Raw genomic sequence first — 15,072 nt, forward strand, 5'->3', positions numbered from 1 at the left:
CGCGGTCTGCAGGCCATGCGGTAGCCGGCGCATGCTCCAGCCCCGGAGCGTGCGCCAGTCGTCCCTTGCCGCGGAGAGATCCATGCAGACCAGCAACGTTCTAGTGATCGGAGGGGCCGGCTTTGTCGGCAGCCACCTGGTAGCCCGCCTGGCAGGTGTTGCCACCGCGTCGGCCACGCCGCTGGAGCCGGGCACCGTCGTGGAGCCGCCTCTGGACCCTGAGCGCATCGTGGCCGCTACCCGCGACGCCGAGCATGCGCAGCACCTGCTGCTGCTGCCGCGCGTCGAGGTGATCGAGCTGGACGTGAGGAACGATGCTGCGCTGAACGCCGCCATTGGCACGCTGGGCACCGACGGCATCGTGGTGAACCTGGTCGGCATTCTTCATGGCGAACGCGCCGAGCCCTACGGCGCGGCCTTTGCCGCCGCCCATGTGGACCTCGCGCGGCGCATTGTCGAGTCTTGCCACAGTACCGGCGTGCGCAGGCTGTTGCACATGAGCGCGCTGGGCGCCGACAGCGCCGGCCCGTCGATGTACCTGCGCAGCAAGGGCGACGGCGAGCGCGTGGTGCGCGAGAGCGCCCTGGACTGGACCATCTTCCGCCCGTCCGTGATCTTCGGCCCCGACGACCATTTCCTCAATCTGTTCGCCCAACTGCAGCAACTGGCGCCCGTGGTGCCGCTCGCCTGCGCACATGCCAGGTTCCAGCCGGTGTACGTGCAGGACGTGGCGCAGGCCATGGTCAACGCCATGGCGACGCGAGACACCATCGGCCGCGCCTACGACCTGGCGGGGCCGCAGGTCTATACGCTGGAGGCGCTGGTGCGTTTTGCGGGCCGCGCCAGCGGCCACCCGCGCCCGGTCCTGCACCTGCCCGACGCCCTGGCCCGCGTGCAGGCAGCCATCCTCGAACACATGCCGGGCGCGCCGGTGATGTCGCGCGACAACCTGGACTCCATGCGGCTCGACAATGTCATGCGGGGGGCGATCGCGCCCGAGCTTGGGCTGGGCCAGCCGGTGGGGCTGGAGGTGGTGATGACCGATGTGCTGGCGGGCCGCGGGCACGAGAGCCAGATGCTGGGACTGCGGCGCAGCGGGTATCGTTGAGCGGCAGGCAGCCCGGGCCGGCTTTGCCCCTCGCATGTGATCAGGATTCACATCGCTGCGAGCGTAATTCGCTTGGAAGCGCTTGGCGCGGCTGGCTACAATGGTTCGTTCGCCGCCGTGCGCTTGCGTGCGCACGCCTCGCGCTGCGGGCTTGCCCCGGCCGCGCGCGCTCCCCCACGTTTTCCTGCAAGGATTTTGCGATGAAGCTCGTCATCGGCAACAAGAATTACTCTTCCTGGTCGCTGCACCCCTGGCTGCTGATGCGGCAGGCTGGCATTGCGTTCGAGGAGGTCAAGGTACGCTTGTTCGTGGCCGGGTTTGAGCAAGCGATTGCGAAGCACTCGCCCACCGGCAAGGTGCCGGTGCTGGTCGATGGCGATGTCTCGGTGTGGGACTCGCTGTCGATTGCCGAATACCTGGCCGAGTCCTTTCCCGAGAAGCAGCTCTGGCCGGCCGACCGTGCAGAGCGTGCGCATGCGCGCTCGATCTGCGCGGAGATGCACTCGGGCTTCGGCAACCTGCGCAGCCAGTTGCCGATGAACGTCACCGCGGTGCTGCCCGGCATGGGCTGGAACGTAGCGGTGCAGCGCGATGTGGATCGTGTTGCCGCGATCTGGTCGGACCTGCGCGCGCGGCATGCGGCCGCAGGCCCGTTCCTGTTCGGTGCGTTCACCATTGCCGACGCATTTTTCGCGCCGGTGGTCAGCCGCTTTGCCACTTATGGCATTCACCTGCCAGAGGCCGCCAAGCAATATGCGGACTTTATCCTGGCGCTGCCGGCCATGCAGGCGTGGATCGCCGATGCCCGTGAAGAGCGCGATTTCCTCGCCTCCGACGAGCCCTACCGCCTCACCCCCGATCGCGCCGACGCGATTGTGATCAACCATTGAGCTCGTCCATGCAGGTGTATGCCGTAGGCGGCGCCATTCGCGACGCCCTGCTGGGCTTGTCGAGCCAGGACCGTGACTATGTGGTGGTGGGCGCAACGCCGGCCGAGATGGAAGCCCAGGGCTATAAGCCGGTAGGCAAGGATTTCCCCGTGTTCCTCCATCCCAGGACCCGGGAGGAATACGCGCTGGCCCGCACCGAGCGCAAGACCGCGGCAGGCTACAAGGGCTTTTCGTTCTATTGCGCGCCGGACGTGACGCTGGAAGACGACCTCGTGCGGCGCGACCTCACCATCAACGCCATGGCGCAGGCGGTGGGCGATGACGGCGCGCTTACGGGCCCTGTGATCGATCCCTACGGCGGGCAGCGCGATCTCGCCGCACGGTTGTTTCGCCATGTGTCGGACGCCTTCGCCGAAGACCCGGTGCGGATCCTGCGCGTGGCGCGCTTCGCCGCGCGTTTCAATGATTTCACGGTAGCCCCCGAGACGCTGGTGCTGATGCGCCGGATGGTGGAAGCCGGCGAGGTCGACGCGCTGGTGGCCGAACGCGTCTGGCAGGAACTCGCGCGCGGCCTGATGGAGGCACGGCCCTCGCGCATGTTCGAGGTGCTGCGCGAATGCGGGGCGCTGGCGCGACTGCTGCCCGAGCTGGACCAGCTATGGGGCGTGCCGCAGCGGGCCGACTACCACCCGGAGGTGGATACCGGCGTGCACGTGATGATGGTAGTGGATACCGCCGCCGCGATGGGCACCTCGCTGCCGGTGCGCTTTGCCGCGCTGATGCACGACCTGGGCAAGGGCACCACGCCCGAGGATGTGCTGCCGCGCCATATCGGGCACGAGCAGCGCAGCGTGGCATTGCTGGAGGCAGTTTGCAAGCGGTTGCGCGTGCCGACTGACTGCCGTGACCTGGCAGTGGTGGTGGCGCGCGAGCATGGCAATATCCATCGCTCCGAGGCGTTTGGCGCTGCCGCGCTGACGCGTTTGCTGGAGCGGTGCGATGCATTGCGCAAGCCGGCGCGGTTTGCTGAAGCGCTGCAGGCATGCGAGGCGGATGCGCGGGGACGGCTTGGGTTTGAGGACCGGGAGTATCCGCAGACGGCGCGGTTGATGATGGCGCTGGAGGCGGCGGCTTCGGTGGACGCCGGGGCTGTGGCGCGGCAGTGTGCTGGGGATCCTGGGTTGATCAAGGATCGGGTGCATGCTGCGCGGGTGGCGGCAGTGGAGGCTAAGGTAGGGGGGGTAGGGGGGTAACTGCAACTGCAAATTCAGCCGTTGCAGTTGTAGCTGCAGTTGCAGGCCAGCAGTGTCCGCAGTGTCCGCCCCACACCCTAAAACAACTTCCCAATCACCAACGCCACCATCGACAACAAAACCGTCGAAGCAAACGGCAACACAAACTCCCGCCCAAACAACCGAAACCGCAAATCCCCCGGCAACCGCCCCAACCCCAGCTTCTGCAGCCAGGGCAGTGCCGCCGACAGCACGATGACGGCCAGGAAGATGGTGAGGGTCCAGCGCAGCATGTTGGGGTGCCTAAGGGGAGAGGGTGAAATGCGCGGACTATAGCGCGTGGCTGCGATCGCCGCGTGCGAAGCCTGCCAGCGGCAGCGCCGCATCAAAGTCGCGGGTCAGCGCGATCACCTTGAACAGTTCGCCCATCTCGGCCTCGGACAGCAGCTTTTGCACCGCGTTGGCGGCGGGCAGGAAGTTGCGCGTGTCGTTGGGGTCCAGCGCCATCAGCAGCTCGGTGATGCCGGCGTTCATCAGGAAGCGCGCCTGCGAGGCGAAGCCGGCCACCGTCAGCCCGGCATCGGCGGCGGCGTGGGCGATGCCGCTGAAGTTGACGTGGGCGGTGATGTCCTGCAGGCCAGGGTAGAGGAAGGGGTCCGGGTGGGCGTGATGGCGGTAGTGGCACATCAGCGTGCCGCCGACGCGCTGCGGATGGTAGTACTCGGCAGCGGGGAAACCGTAATCGATCAGGAACACCGCACCCCGCGTGAGCATCGTGCCCACCGCGCGCATGAAGCCTTCGGCCTCGGCGTGGGTTTCGGTGACGATGTCGTGGTCTCCGGCCACGGCGTGCAGTGTTTCAGGCAGGGCGTCGGCCGCCACGGGACGGTCCGAGAAGCCGAAGGCTGCATCGGATGTGTCGGATGCGTCAGCATCGCTGTCCCGGCGGACTACGCCACGCTCCAGCCAGCGGCCGTGGCTGCGGGCGAACAGCCGCACTGGCATGGCGTCCAGCACTTCGTTGCCGACCACGATCCCTTCGAAATGCTCGGGCAGGGTATCCAGCCAGGCGACGCGTGGGGCCAGATGCGGCGCGCGCGAGGCCAGCATGGCCTGCTGGCGCGCGCGCAGCTCGCCGGAGAGCTCGACGATGGCGTAGCGCTCGGGCAACTGGCCTTCCTGCTCCAGGGCCAGCAGCAGGTCGGCGGCGAGYCGGCCGGTGCCGGCGCCGAATTCCAGGACCTGCGACAGGCCCTGCGCCAGCAGCGGCGCGAACTGGCGCGCGAGCGTACGGGCGAAATACGGGCTGAGTTCGGGGGCGGTGATGAAGTCGCTGCCATCGCGCGCGTCGCGGCCGAACTTGGCGGCGCCGCCGCTGTAGTAGCCCAGCCCGGGCGCATATAGCGCAAGCGCCATATAGCGGTCGAAACCGAGCCAGCCGCCCGCGTCGTCGATAGCCTGGCCGATGTGCGCGCTCAGCGCGGCGGACGCCGACAGCGCGTCGGCGGGGGGAAGGGGTAAACTAGCGCCTTTGTGCATACCGCGATTGTAGCAATGCCAGCCTCCGAATCCCCTGACTCCGCATCGCCTGCCGGCGCTACCGCCGCCGCCGCCGCCTCTGCTACCCCCGCGCGCGGTATCGCGCTCGTCACCGGCGCCGCGCGCCGGCTCGGGCGCGTGATCGCGCTGGAACTGGCCCAGCGCGGCTGGGACGTGGCGGTGCATTGCCACCGCTCCGTGGCCGAGGCCGAGGCGCTGGCCGAACAGATCCGCGCCGGTGGCCAGCGTGCCGCCGTGCTGCAGGCCGACCTGGCCGACGAGGCGTCCACCGCCACGCTGATCAAGGCCTGCACCGATGCGCTGGGCGTGCCGACCTGCCTGGTCAACAATGCCTCGCTGTTCCAGTACGACGTGGCCACCAGCTTTTCCTATGCCTCGCTCGATACGCATATGCGCACCAATGTGGCCGCGCCGCTGCTGCTCGCGCGCGAAATGCACCGCGCCATGTCGGACACGCAGCGCGGCGTGGTCATCAACCTGCTCGACCAGAAACTGGATAACCTGAATCCGGACTTCCTGTCGTACACGCTGTCCAAGGCGGCGCTGCAGACGGCTACCGTGCAGCTGGCCCAGGCGCTGGGACCCAAGCTGCGCGTGGTGGGCGTGGCGCCCGGCATCACCATGGTCTCGGGCGACCAGTCCAGCCCGGGCTTCCGGCGCGCCCACCGCATGACGCCGTTGGGGCAGTCGTCCACGCCGGAAGACATCGCGCAGGCGGTGGCCTACCTGGCCGAAGCGCGCGCCGTGACCGGCACCACGCTTTACGTCGACGGCGGCCAGCACCTGATGCCGCTGGCGCGCGACGTGATGTTCCTGACCGAATGATCCAATAACGTACCCGGCGCGCGCGCCAAGTCCGCGCGCGCCTTGTCCCTCATTTTTCCTCTCCCCATCATGACCATGCTCGCCGCCCTCACACATCCCAGCCTGCAAGACTGCCGCCGCATGTTCTTGCGCAACTACGAAGTGCAGATCAATATCGGCGTGCACGAATTCGAGAAAAAGGGCGAACAGCGCGTGCTGATCAATATCGACCTGTTCGTGCCGCTGGCCCAGAGCACGCCCCAGGACGACAAGCTGCAGGAAGTGGTGGACTACGACTTCATGCGCAATACGGTCGCCGAGCGCATGGCGCAGGGCCACGTCCACCTGCAGGAAACCCTGTGCGACGACGTGGCGCGCGCCATGCTCAAGCATCCCAAGGTGCGCGCCGTGCGCGTATCGACCGAAAAGCCGGACGTGTACCCGGATTGCGATTCGGTCGGCGTCGAGGTGTTCCACATCAAGAGCGAGCCGGTTGGCCAGTAAGTGAGCCGCTCTGGGGCTGCCGGCGCAGGGTGGCGGCTCACGGTAAAATGCCGGGTTCTCCGGCCCCGGCAGCTTGCATGTGATGCGACTGCCGCATTGCGCGCCGTTTTGCCCTTGCTTTGCCGTACCCGATCGCCCCTTCGCCCCATCACCCCATCGCCATGACCGCCACCACGCATTCCAAGAACTTCTTCCGTCTGGAGACCTATCTCCAGTCGCAGACGGGCCGCGCCATCGGCGATTTCAAGATGATCGAGGATGGCGACACGGTGCTGGTGTGCCTCTCCGGCGGCAAGGACTCGTACACCATGCTGTCGGTGCTGATGGCGCTGCAAAAGCGCGCGCCGGTCAAGTTCAAGCTGATCGCGATGAACCTGGACCAGAAGCAGCCGGGCTTTCCCGCGCACATCCTGCCGGCCTACCTGAAATCGGTGGGGGTGGAGTATGTGATCGTCGACGCGGATACCTATTCCATCGTCAAGGAGAAGGTGCCTGAGGGCAAGACCACCTGCTCGCTGTGCTCGCGCCTGCGCCGCGGCGTGATCTACCGCACCGCCAAAGAGCTCGGCGCCAACAAGATCGCGCTGGGCCACCATCGCGACGACATCATCCAGACCTTCTTCCTGAACCTGTTCTTCGGCGGCAAGATGAAGGCGATGCCGCCCAAGCTGGCCACCGACGACGGCCAGCACATCGTGATCCGCCCGCTGGCCTATTGCCCAGAAAAGGACATCGCCAGCTACGCACGCGCGATGGAATACCCGATCATCCCGTGCAACCTGTGCGGCTCGCAGGAAAACCTGCAGCGCAAGAAGGTCAAGGAGATGGTGCTGGAGTGGGAGCGGACCAATCCGGGGCGCACCGACAATATCTTTGCCGCGCTGCGCAGCGTGGTGCCGTCGCATCTGGCCGATACCGATCTGTTCGATTTCAACGGGCTGGCAACCGGCCTGGCCAAGGTGGACGAGGCCTCGCTGTTCGGCGAGACCACCTTCTCCCAGCAGCCGCTGGTCTTTGCGGGCGGCATGGAAGAGAACAAGCTGGAATTCGTGCGCTTCGAGAAGTCCGCGCCCGCCAGCCCGGCGCAGCCTGCCGCCGAATAGGCCAGGGGCCGGCCTCCCGGCCCCTTGTCAGTTCTCAGCGCGCGTTGGCCGGGGCGCCGCCGCATTGGCGGTGCCATCGCGCATCAACGCGTTCGCGTCATCGATCCATTTCTGGAAGCGATCCACCGCATGGGCTTTTTGCTCCGGTGTGGTCAGGTTGGCAATGGTGACGGTCAGCGCCAGCCCGGCCTCGTTGTTGGCGTCGTAACGGGCATTGCGCTCCCGCGTGGGCGGGTTCTGCCAGTGATCGCCATAGCGCCTTAGCATTTCCACGACCTGGGCCTTGGGCGGATGCTCGGCCTGCACCTGGCGCACCAGCGCCAGCCATTCCTGCTGGCGCTTGACGCGTTCCGCATAGCGCGCCTCGGCGCCTTGCACCACGGGCGCCATGGCGCGGCGGATAGTGGCCTCCTGGTCACTCGAGAAGCGCCCGTAGACCAGCCGCGCATAGTCCATCACCTTGTCGAACCGGGCTTCCTCGCGGGCCGCCGGGTCGGGGCGCAGGTATTCCTTGCGGTATTTGGCGTTGGCATCGGCAAATTTCTTCTCCATGCGGGCGATCTGCTCAGGGGTCAGCGTCAGCAGCAGGTCGGCCACGTCGGGCGTGGAGCGATCGAAGGCAACGCGTGCCAGGCGCTGGGCGTCGTCCTGGATCTTGCCCACCGCGGCGGCGGAGACCGGCTGCTGTACCTCGCTCTTGGCCTGGCGCAGCAAGCCGGCGATCTCAGGCAACTGGTCCTTGCGATGCCAGGCAAAGAAGCGGGCGATGGCATCGCGGGTGAGGGGTTCCTGGCTGGCGGAGACGTCCACGTAGTTGTCGATCCACCAGTAGGCGAGCCGGTCGCCCTGCTGGTAGCCTAGCTTCAGGGCATTGCAGGCCGTCAGGGCGACCACCGCTGTGACCAGAAGGAGACACCGGACACGGTCCCTGCGCAGGAAGGGATTGGCGGTCAAACGGCGCAAAACCCCCATGATAGAATCCTTTTCCGCGCGTTTTGGCAGCTGATCGCGCCCGCGATTCCCAACCGTTGCTGGCTTTGCCGCCGGTTTCGGGGTTCGGGCCCGGACCCTGGCCAACGCTGCTGGCCCCCGGGCTCGCCGAGGGGGTGATTCATACTGTTTGCTGGACACACTCACTTAGGACCCTCCTTGTGAATATCGTCATTCTCGCTGCAGGAATGGGCAAGCGGATGAACTCCGCGCTGCCCAAGGTCCTGCATCCTCTCGCAGGCCGGCCGCTGCTCGCCCATGTGATTGAAACGGCACGAAAATTGTTGCCGACCCGGCTCGTGGTGGTGGTTGGGCATGGTGCCGACCGCGTTCGCGAGGCGGTTGGCGCGCCAGATGTTGCCTTCGCCCTGCAGGCCGAGCAGCTTGGCACCGGCCATGCCGTGGCGCAGGCGCTCCCGCTGCTCGACGACAGCCAGCCGACGCTGGTGCTGTACGGCGATGTGCCGCTGACCGAAGCCGCCACGCTGCAGCGCCTGGTGGCTGCGGCCGGCAGCGAGCGCTTCGGCATCCTGACGGTTGAAATGGACGACCCCACCGGCTATGGCCGCATCGTGCGCGAGGCGGGCAAGATCGTGCGCATCGTCGAGCAAAAGGATGCGAGCGAGCCGCAGCGCGCCATCCGTGAGATCAACACCGGCATCATCCTGGCACCCACCGGCCCCCTGCGTCGCTGGCTGTCCACGCTGCGCAATGACAACGCCCAGGGCGAGTATTACCTGACCGACGCTGTCGAGCGCGCGGTGGCGGATGGCATGGAAGTGGTTTCCGCGCAGCCCGATGCGCTGTGGGAAACGCTGGGTGTGAACAGCAAGGTGCAGCTCGCCGAGCTCGAGCGCATCCATCAGCGCAACCTGGCGCAGCGCCTGCTTGAAGCCGGCGTGACGCTGCTGGATCCGGCGCGCATCGATATCCGCGGCGAGCTTACCTGCGGGCGCGACGTCACCATCGATGTGAACTGCGTGTTCGAAGGCCGCGTGCATCTGGAAGACGGTGCGCATATCGGCGCCAACTGCGTGCTGCGCAACAGCACCGTGGGCGCTGGCGCGCGGGTGCAGCCGTTCTGCCATTTCGAGGATGCCAGCGTTGGCGCGGCCGGCCGCATCGGCCCGTACGCGCGCCTGCGTCCCGGCACGGTGCTGGGCGAGGATGTGCACATCGGCAACTTCGTCGAGGTCAAGAACAGCCAGATCGCCGCGCACAGCAAGGCCAACCACCTTGCCTACGTGGGCGACGCCACGGTCGGCTCGCGCGTCAACATCGGCGCGGGCACCATCACCTGCAACTACGATGGCGCGAACAAGTACCGCACCGTCATCGAGGATGATGTCTTTATCGGTTCCGATACGCAGCTGGTCGCGCCGGTGACCGTGCGCCGCGGCGCCACCATTGGCGCCGGCACGACGCTGACCAAGGAGGCGGCGGCCGACAAGCTGACGCTGTCGCGCTCCAAGCAGATGACGCTCGACGCGTGGCAGCGCCCGGTCAAGCAAGCCAAGAAATAGGCCCCGCCGCCGCTTGGCCGGGATACGGCCGGGCGGCAATGGCAACTCGCGGGAGACGGCAGCGCCGTCCTCGCGCCAATCATCCGGTGCGGCCGTGTCCGCGCCCTGTGGGAGAAGAATATGTGCGGCATCGTCGGCGGGGTTTCCTCGCGCAATATTGTTCCGGTCCTGATCGAAGGACTGCGTCGCCTCGAGTACCGTGGCTATGATTCCTGCGGCGTGGCGGTAGTGCGCGACAACGCGCTCGAGCGCGCCCGCACGGTCTCGCGCGTGGCCGACCTGGACGAGCAGACCCGCGCGTCCGGCCTGACCGGCATGACCGGCGTGGCGCATACGCGCTGGGCCACGCACGGCAAGCCCGACACCACTAACGCCCACCCGCATTTCTCGGGTGAGTCCATCGCGCTGGTGCACAACGGCATCATCGAGAACTACGAGCCGCTGCGCGAAGAGCTGCGCGCTGCCGGCTATGGCTTCGAGTCGCAGACCGACACCGAAGTGGTGGCCCACCTGATCCACCAGGTCTACACCTACCCGAGCAGCGCCACGCGCGGCGACCTGTTCGCCTCGGTGCGTGCCGTGACCAAGCGCCTGCACGGCGCCTACGCCATCGCCGTGTTCTCCAAGGACCATCCGGAACGCGTGGTCGGCGCCCGCGCCGGCTCGCCGCTGGTGGTGGCGCTGGGCGACAACGAATCCTTCCTGGCTTCCGACGCGCTGGCCGTGGCGGGTACTGCCAACCGCATCATCTACCTGGAAGAAGGCGACGTGGTGGAACTCACCCGCGAAGGCGCCACCATCCGCGACGTGCACGACCACCTGGTCGAGCGCGAAGTGCGCGTGGTCGAGACGCACGCCGCGGCGGTGGAGCTGGGCCCGTATCGCCACTTCATGCAGAAGGAAATCTTCGAGCAGCCGCGCGCGCTCGGCGATACGCTGGAAGGCATCGACGCCATTACGCCGGAACTGTTCGGCGAGACCGCCCAGAGCGTGTTCAGCGAGATCGACAGCGTGCTGATCCTGGCTTGCGGCACCAGCTATTACTCGGGCTGCACCGCCAAATACTGGCTCGAATCCGTGGCCAAGATCCCGACCCAGGTCGAGGTGGCGAGCGAGTACCGCTACCGTGAAACCGTGCCCAACCCGCGCGCGCTGGTGGTGGTGATCTCGCAGTCTGGCGAGACCGCCGATACCATGGCCGCCCTGCGCCACGCCAAGGCGCTGGGCCACACGCACACCCTGGCTGTGTGCAATGTGTCCACCAGCGCCATGGTGCGCGAGACCGCGCTGCGCTTCCTGACGCGTGCCGGCACCGAGATCGGCGTCGCGTCGACCAAGGCCTTCACCACCCAGCTCGCCGCGCTGTACATGCTGACCCTGGCGCTGGCCAAGGTACGCGGCAGGCTCACGGCCGAGGCGGAAGCCGCGGCGCTGACCAACCTGCGCCACCTGCCCGTGGCCCTGCACGGCGTGCTGGCGCTGGAGCCGCAGATCATCTCCTGGTCCGAGGACTTTGCCCGCCGCGAGAACGCGCTGTTCCTGGGCCGTGGCCTGCATTACCCGATCGCCCTGGAAGGCGCGCTCAAGCTCAAGGAAATCTCGTACATCCACGCCGAAGCCTATCCGGCCGGCGAGCTCAAGCACGGCCCGCTGGCGCTGGTGACCGAGGCSATGCCSGTGGTSACGGTGGCGCCCAACGACGCGCTGCTGGAAAAGCTGAAGTCCAACATCCAGGAAGTGCGCGCCCGCGGCGGCCGGCTGTATGTGTTCGCCGACAGCGACACCCACATCCATTCCACCGATGGCATCCAGGTGATCCGCCTGCCCGAGCACTATGGCGACCTGTCGCCGATCCTGCACGTGGTGCCGCTGCAGTTGCTGGCTTACCATACCGCCTGCGCGCGCGGCACCGACGTGGACAAGCCGCGTAACCTGGCCAAGTCGGTCACGGTGGAGTAACGCAAGCGATAGCTGCGAGCCGCGCCGCACGGCATGGCCAGGAACGCCTGGCCGGCCGGGCGGCATGGGTAAGCGTCTATTCATGCCAGTTGCCGGTGGAGGGCGCGCGGCCAGGTGGCCGGCTTCGCGCCGATGCTGGTCTCAGGATGGCCCCTCGGCTCGCCATCCGCTGTCGGTGAGTTGCCTACTTTGGTATCGGCTACCGCCGCCGGTTCGCCTCGTTCGTTTGGCGGACTTGAACAATCCCGGCCAATAGCCAAGAATCTCGCACGGCTGTGTTCTCGCCGAAGACGTGCCCGCCACTGGGCCTCCTGCAGATCCAGATCACCAGATCACCAGATCAGCGGGAAGAAGACAAAAAGATAAGAATATAAAACACCAAATACGATAATGCGGACCAGGTGCTCTAGGAGTCCCGCCGCACACCTTGCCTCGGGAAAGACTGAAGATTGGCTTGCGGGGCGGCTCCTCAGCCGCCCAGGATTGCTGGCGTGCCCAGCTGGCGGAGTCACGCGCCTGCAGCCTCGCCATTCTCGTTGTCCCTGCATCCTGGCGGCGGACGGTCACGGTCACGGTCATGCGTCACGCAGTGCAGCAGGATCGGTCTTGTGATCCGGCCGCCTGGTTTCGCCGCATGAGCGCCGCCGACCCGCCCTGGCACCATGGCGCTGGCCTCATGCTGGCCCGCCGCCTCCATGCGGCCGGTCTTATCGGCATGCTGGCCTGGCTGCTGGTGGCGCGGGCCTGGGCCTCCGATGCCGGCCCGCTACCCCTGCAAAGCCCCGACGTGTCCTGGTTGCGCGATCCGGGCGGGCGGCTCACGATCGCGCAGGTTGCCGCGCATGCCAACGGATTCGAGCCATTGCGCGGCGGCCTGAGCGAGGGTTTCACCCATGACGTGGTCTGGCTCAAGGTGGTGCTGCCCGCGGCGGCCCAGGGTGGCGAGCGCTGGCTGGAGATCTGGCCGGGGGCGCTCGACGATGTGCGCCTGTACCAGGCAGCAGAGAACGGCGCCTGGGTGGAGCGCCGCAGCGGCAATGGGCTGCCCTTCGAGGCCCGCGACGGCCCCGATGGGCGTAGCCGCAACCTGGCCTTCCGGCTCGCGCAGCCGCAGCCTGGCGATGTGCTCTACCTGCGCATCCGGACCACCGGGACGATGGCGGCCGCGTTGCGGCTGTGGCATGGGTCCGAGCTGCGCGCGGCAAGCGCGGCCGCCAACATCGGCTATGGCATGCACCTGGGTTTCATGGCCACGGCGGTGCTGTTTTACCTGGCAGGCTGGCTGCTGACCCGCCGCGCGCTCTACGGTGCATTTTCCCTGCTCGTGGCCGTGGCTACCCTGCGCTGGTTTGCCGCTGACGGACTGGCCAGCCAGTTTCTCTTTCCGCGCGATGCCACCGTGCCGCTCTTGGCCGCCAAGGCCTTGGTGGGGCTTCAATGGGCGTGCGCCAGCCTGTTCGTGATCTGCCTGCTGCAGTTGCGCGAGCGCGCGCCGCGCCTGCTGCACTATTACCAGGGCCTCATGCTGACGGGCCTGGCGGTCGCCTTGTCGTCATCGAGCGATTACTACGGTACTGCGGTTTGCGTGCTCTATATCGGGGTGTTGCTGGGGCAATTGTTCTCGATTCCCGTCTATCTTCACCTGTGGCGTACCGGAGGGGTTTCCGGCCGGCTGGTCGCGGCTTCGCTTTCGCTGTACTGCCTCATCATCCTGCCTGGCTGCCTTGGCGCGTTCGGCTTGTTGCCGCTGAGCCCCGCCACCTTGCAAGGCGCACACCTGCTCGACCTGCCGCTGATGCTGACGCTGCACCTGAGCATTGTGCTGCGCGTGCGCGAAGCGGAAAGCGAGCGCAAGAGGGAGCGGCAGCAGGCCAGCGAGGCTATGGCGTCTTCCCTGCGCGAGCGGCGTGCGTTCGAGGAGCAAAGCCGTTTGCTCGCGATGATGACGCATGAGGTTCGCACGCCGGTGGCGGTGATCGATGCCGCGGCCTATAGCCTGCGCCTGCTCGATGACATCGGCGGCGACCGCGCGCAGCGCGAGAGCCGCTACCAGAGCATCCAGCTGGCCGTGCGGCGGCTGAAGCTCCTGATGGAGCTGGCCGAGGCGCGCGAGCGGCTGGTGCCCGGCGAACAGCAGCTCGACACTGCGCCGTTTGGCTTCGCCGAACTCAGCCGGGACGTGCTCGCGTCGCTCGAGCCGCAAGCGGCGGCCCGGGTATCCCTGGAGGCCGGGGCCGGGTTGCCGCAGCTCGATGGGGATGTCCGCCTGCTGCACTTCGCCTTGCTCAACCTGCTCGACAACGCGCTCAAGTACGCTTACCCGGCCAGCCGCATCCTGATCGACATCGCCGCTGGCATGCGCGAAGGCGTGCGCGGCGTGGCCTGGCGCATTCGCGACCAGGGGCCCGGCGTGCCCTTGGGCAAGGAAGAGGTGATCTTCGAGAAATTCCGCCGGCTCGGAGAAATTGCCGACCAGCCCGGCCTCGGGTTGGGCCTGCCGCTGGCGCGCAAGATCATGGAGCTGCATGGCGGGACCCTGTGTTGCGATCCGGGTTGGCGCGAAGGGGCTTGCTTCGTGGCGTGGCTGCCGGAGGCCGCATGACTGTCGCCGCCGCGCTTGCCGCCCTCGATGCTTCCGATGGCGCCCTAACCGGGGTGTCCGAAGGGATGGCCGAAGGGGTTCCCATTGCGCTGGTCGAGGACAACGAGCGCCTGCGCACGGAGCTGGCCTTTCACTTGAGCCACGCCGGCTATGCCGTCGCAAGCCTGGCCGATGCAGCCTCGCTGGACGCGCACCTGGCCAGCCAGCCGTGCCGGCTGCTGATACTGGACCTGGGCCTTCCGGATGAGGATGGGCTGTCGATCTGCGAGCGCCTGCGCCGGACCCGGCCCGACTTGGGCATCGTCATGCTGACCGCGCGCGGCATGGCACACCACCGGCTCGCCGGGCTGCGCGGCGGCGCCGATGGCTATCTCGTCAAGCCGGCGCGCACGGAAGAGCTGCTGCTGGTGATCGCCAACCTGCTGCGCCGCCTTGGCCCCGTGACGCCCGACGTTCCGTTGCCGCCGATGGCCGGCGCTCCCGCGCCGGCCTGGTGCCTCGACGCGCGCCGTCTCATGGCCATCACGCCGGCTGGCAACTCGCTCCTGCTCACGCGCATGGAAGGCCAGCTGCTGCAGGCCTTGCGCCGCAGCGCGCCCGATGCGGCCGGCCGCCGCCAATTGGTGGAGGCGCTGGGTGGCAACTACCTTGACTTCGACGAGCACCGGCTCGATGTCGCCATCAGCCGGCTGCGCGGCAAACTCTCGCGGGCTTGGCCGCATGGCCCGGCGATCCGCACGGTGCGTGGCGTCGGCTACCTGCTGGTGCAGCGCTGGCTGGACCAGGCTGAGGGATAG

The 15,072-nt window shown here is 67.4% G+C and carries 13 protein-coding genes; 10 read left to right on the top strand and 3 right to left on the bottom strand.

Annotated elements, in window-relative coordinates:
* The first annotated feature begins 82 nt into the window (after nucleotides 1-82).
* The 3 genes from AC1DQR_RS04520 (at nucleotide 83) to AC1DQR_RS04530 (ending at nucleotide 3,251) form a co-directional block, all read left to right on the top strand.
* On the top strand, nucleotides 83-1,108 hold the full coding sequence (locus AC1DQR_RS04520; protein ID WP_416050304.1) for a complex I NDUFA9 subunit family protein: 1,026 nt from the start codon (nucleotides 83-85) through the stop codon (nucleotides 1,106-1,108).
* Between the two features lie 200 nt (nucleotides 1,109-1,308).
* Complete coding sequence (locus AC1DQR_RS04525; protein WP_477132594.1) at nucleotides 1,309-1,998, top strand: glutathione S-transferase family protein; 690 nt, start codon at nucleotides 1,309-1,311, stop codon at nucleotides 1,996-1,998.
* 8 nt (nucleotides 1,999-2,006) lie between these two features.
* A complete protein-coding gene (locus AC1DQR_RS04530; RefSeq protein ID WP_416050305.1) occupies nucleotides 2,007-3,251 on the top strand; it encodes a multifunctional CCA addition/repair protein in 1,245 nt (414 codons plus the stop codon).
* A gap of 77 nt (nucleotides 3,252-3,328) precedes the next feature.
* Here AC1DQR_RS04530 and AC1DQR_RS04535 read toward each other — a convergent pair whose 3' ends face one another.
* Together AC1DQR_RS04535 and AC1DQR_RS04540 are read right to left on the bottom strand one after the other, a co-directional pair.
* Complete coding sequence (locus AC1DQR_RS04535) at nucleotides 3,329-3,523, bottom strand: DUF2905 domain-containing protein (RefSeq protein WP_150992005.1); 195 nt, start codon at nucleotides 3,521-3,523, stop codon at nucleotides 3,329-3,331.
* 37 nt (nucleotides 3,524-3,560) lie between these two features.
* Nucleotides 3,561-4,769 carry a class I SAM-dependent methyltransferase gene (locus AC1DQR_RS04540; RefSeq protein ID WP_416050306.1) on the bottom strand — a complete coding sequence of 403 codons (1,209 nt, stop codon included), beginning with the start codon at nucleotides 4,767-4,769 and terminating at the stop codon, nucleotides 3,561-3,563.
* Nucleotides 4,770-4,784: 15 nt separating this feature from the next.
* Between AC1DQR_RS04540 and AC1DQR_RS04545 the strand changes: the two genes are divergently transcribed.
* The 3 genes from AC1DQR_RS04545 to ttcA all read left to right on the top strand — a co-directional run bounded on the left by AC1DQR_RS04545 (nucleotide 4,785) and on the right by ttcA (nucleotide 7,201).
* The gene (locus AC1DQR_RS04545) at nucleotides 4,785-5,615 is read left to right on the top strand and encodes an SDR family oxidoreductase (RefSeq protein WP_416050307.1); all 831 of its coding nucleotides are present in this window, start codon (nucleotides 4,785-4,787) and stop codon (nucleotides 5,613-5,615) included.
* Nucleotides 5,616-5,684: 69 nt separating this feature from the next.
* A complete protein-coding gene (locus AC1DQR_RS04550) occupies nucleotides 5,685-6,098 on the top strand; it encodes a dihydroneopterin aldolase (RefSeq protein WP_150992011.1) in 414 nt (137 codons plus the stop codon).
* Nucleotides 6,099-6,259: 161 nt separating this feature from the next.
* On the top strand, nucleotides 6,260-7,201 hold the full coding sequence (gene ttcA / locus AC1DQR_RS04555; protein ID WP_150992013.1) for a tRNA 2-thiocytidine(32) synthetase TtcA: 942 nt from the start codon (nucleotides 6,260-6,262) through the stop codon (nucleotides 7,199-7,201).
* Between the two features lie 27 nt (nucleotides 7,202-7,228).
* Here the strand turns inward: ttcA and AC1DQR_RS04560 are convergent, their stop codons facing one another.
* A complete protein-coding gene (locus AC1DQR_RS04560) occupies nucleotides 7,229-8,173 on the bottom strand; it encodes a DUF6279 family lipoprotein (protein ID WP_416050308.1) in 945 nt (314 codons plus the stop codon).
* 179 nt (nucleotides 8,174-8,352) lie between these two features.
* On the opposite strand from AC1DQR_RS04560, the gene glmU reads away from it, so the two are divergent.
* The 4 genes from glmU (at nucleotide 8,353) to AC1DQR_RS04580 (ending at nucleotide 15,072) form a co-directional block, all read left to right on the top strand.
* Entirely contained in the window at nucleotides 8,353-9,714 is a 1,362-nt protein-coding gene (glmU, locus tag AC1DQR_RS04565) for a bifunctional UDP-N-acetylglucosamine diphosphorylase/glucosamine-1-phosphate N-acetyltransferase GlmU (RefSeq protein ID WP_253932589.1), read from the top strand.
* Between the two features lie 120 nt (nucleotides 9,715-9,834).
* Nucleotides 9,835-11,673 carry a glutamine--fructose-6-phosphate transaminase (isomerizing) gene (gene glmS, locus AC1DQR_RS04570; RefSeq protein WP_416050309.1) on the top strand — a complete coding sequence of 613 codons (1,839 nt, stop codon included), beginning with the start codon at nucleotides 9,835-9,837 and terminating at the stop codon, nucleotides 11,671-11,673.
* 634 nt (nucleotides 11,674-12,307) lie between these two features.
* Entirely contained in the window at nucleotides 12,308-14,275 is a 1,968-nt protein-coding gene (locus tag AC1DQR_RS04575) for a sensor histidine kinase (RefSeq protein WP_477132595.1), read from the top strand.
* The gene (locus tag AC1DQR_RS04580; protein WP_416050311.1) at nucleotides 14,272-15,072 is read left to right on the top strand and encodes a response regulator transcription factor; all 801 of its coding nucleotides are present in this window, start codon (nucleotides 14,272-14,274) and stop codon (nucleotides 15,070-15,072) included. Before AC1DQR_RS04575 ends, AC1DQR_RS04580 begins: the two co-directional genes overlap by 4 nt.

It is taken from the genome of Cupriavidus sp. 05L411 (genome assembly GCF_056398045.1).

Coding starts and splice junctions, on each gene's coding strand:
- AC1DQR_RS04520 (WP_416050304.1), top strand. CDS start 83: ATGCAGACCAGCAACGTTCTAGTGATCGGAGGGGCCGGCTTTGTCGGC.
- AC1DQR_RS04525 (WP_477132594.1), top strand. CDS start 1,309: ATGAAGCTCGTCATCGGCAACAAGAATTACTCTTCCTGGTCGCTGCAC.
- AC1DQR_RS04530 (WP_416050305.1), top strand. CDS start 2,007: ATGCAGGTGTATGCCGTAGGCGGCGCCATTCGCGACGCCCTGCTGGGC.
- AC1DQR_RS04535 (WP_150992005.1), bottom strand. CDS start 3,523: ATGCTGCGCTGGACCCTCACCATCTTCCTGGCCGTCATCGTGCTGTCG.
- AC1DQR_RS04545 (WP_416050307.1), top strand. CDS start 4,785: ATGCCAGCCTCCGAATCCCCTGACTCCGCATCGCCTGCCGGCGCTACC.
- AC1DQR_RS04550 (WP_150992011.1), top strand. CDS start 5,685: ATGACCATGCTCGCCGCCCTCACACATCCCAGCCTGCAAGACTGCCGC.
- ttcA (WP_150992013.1), top strand. CDS start 6,260: ATGACCGCCACCACGCATTCCAAGAACTTCTTCCGTCTGGAGACCTAT.
- AC1DQR_RS04560 (WP_416050308.1), bottom strand. CDS start 8,173: ATGGGGGTTTTGCGCCGTTTGACCGCCAATCCCTTCCTGCGCAGGGAC.
- AC1DQR_RS04575 (WP_477132595.1), top strand. CDS start 12,308: ATGAGCGCCGCCGACCCGCCCTGGCACCATGGCGCTGGCCTCATGCTG.
- AC1DQR_RS04580 (WP_416050311.1), top strand. CDS start 14,272: ATGACTGTCGCCGCCGCGCTTGCCGCCCTCGATGCTTCCGATGGCGCC.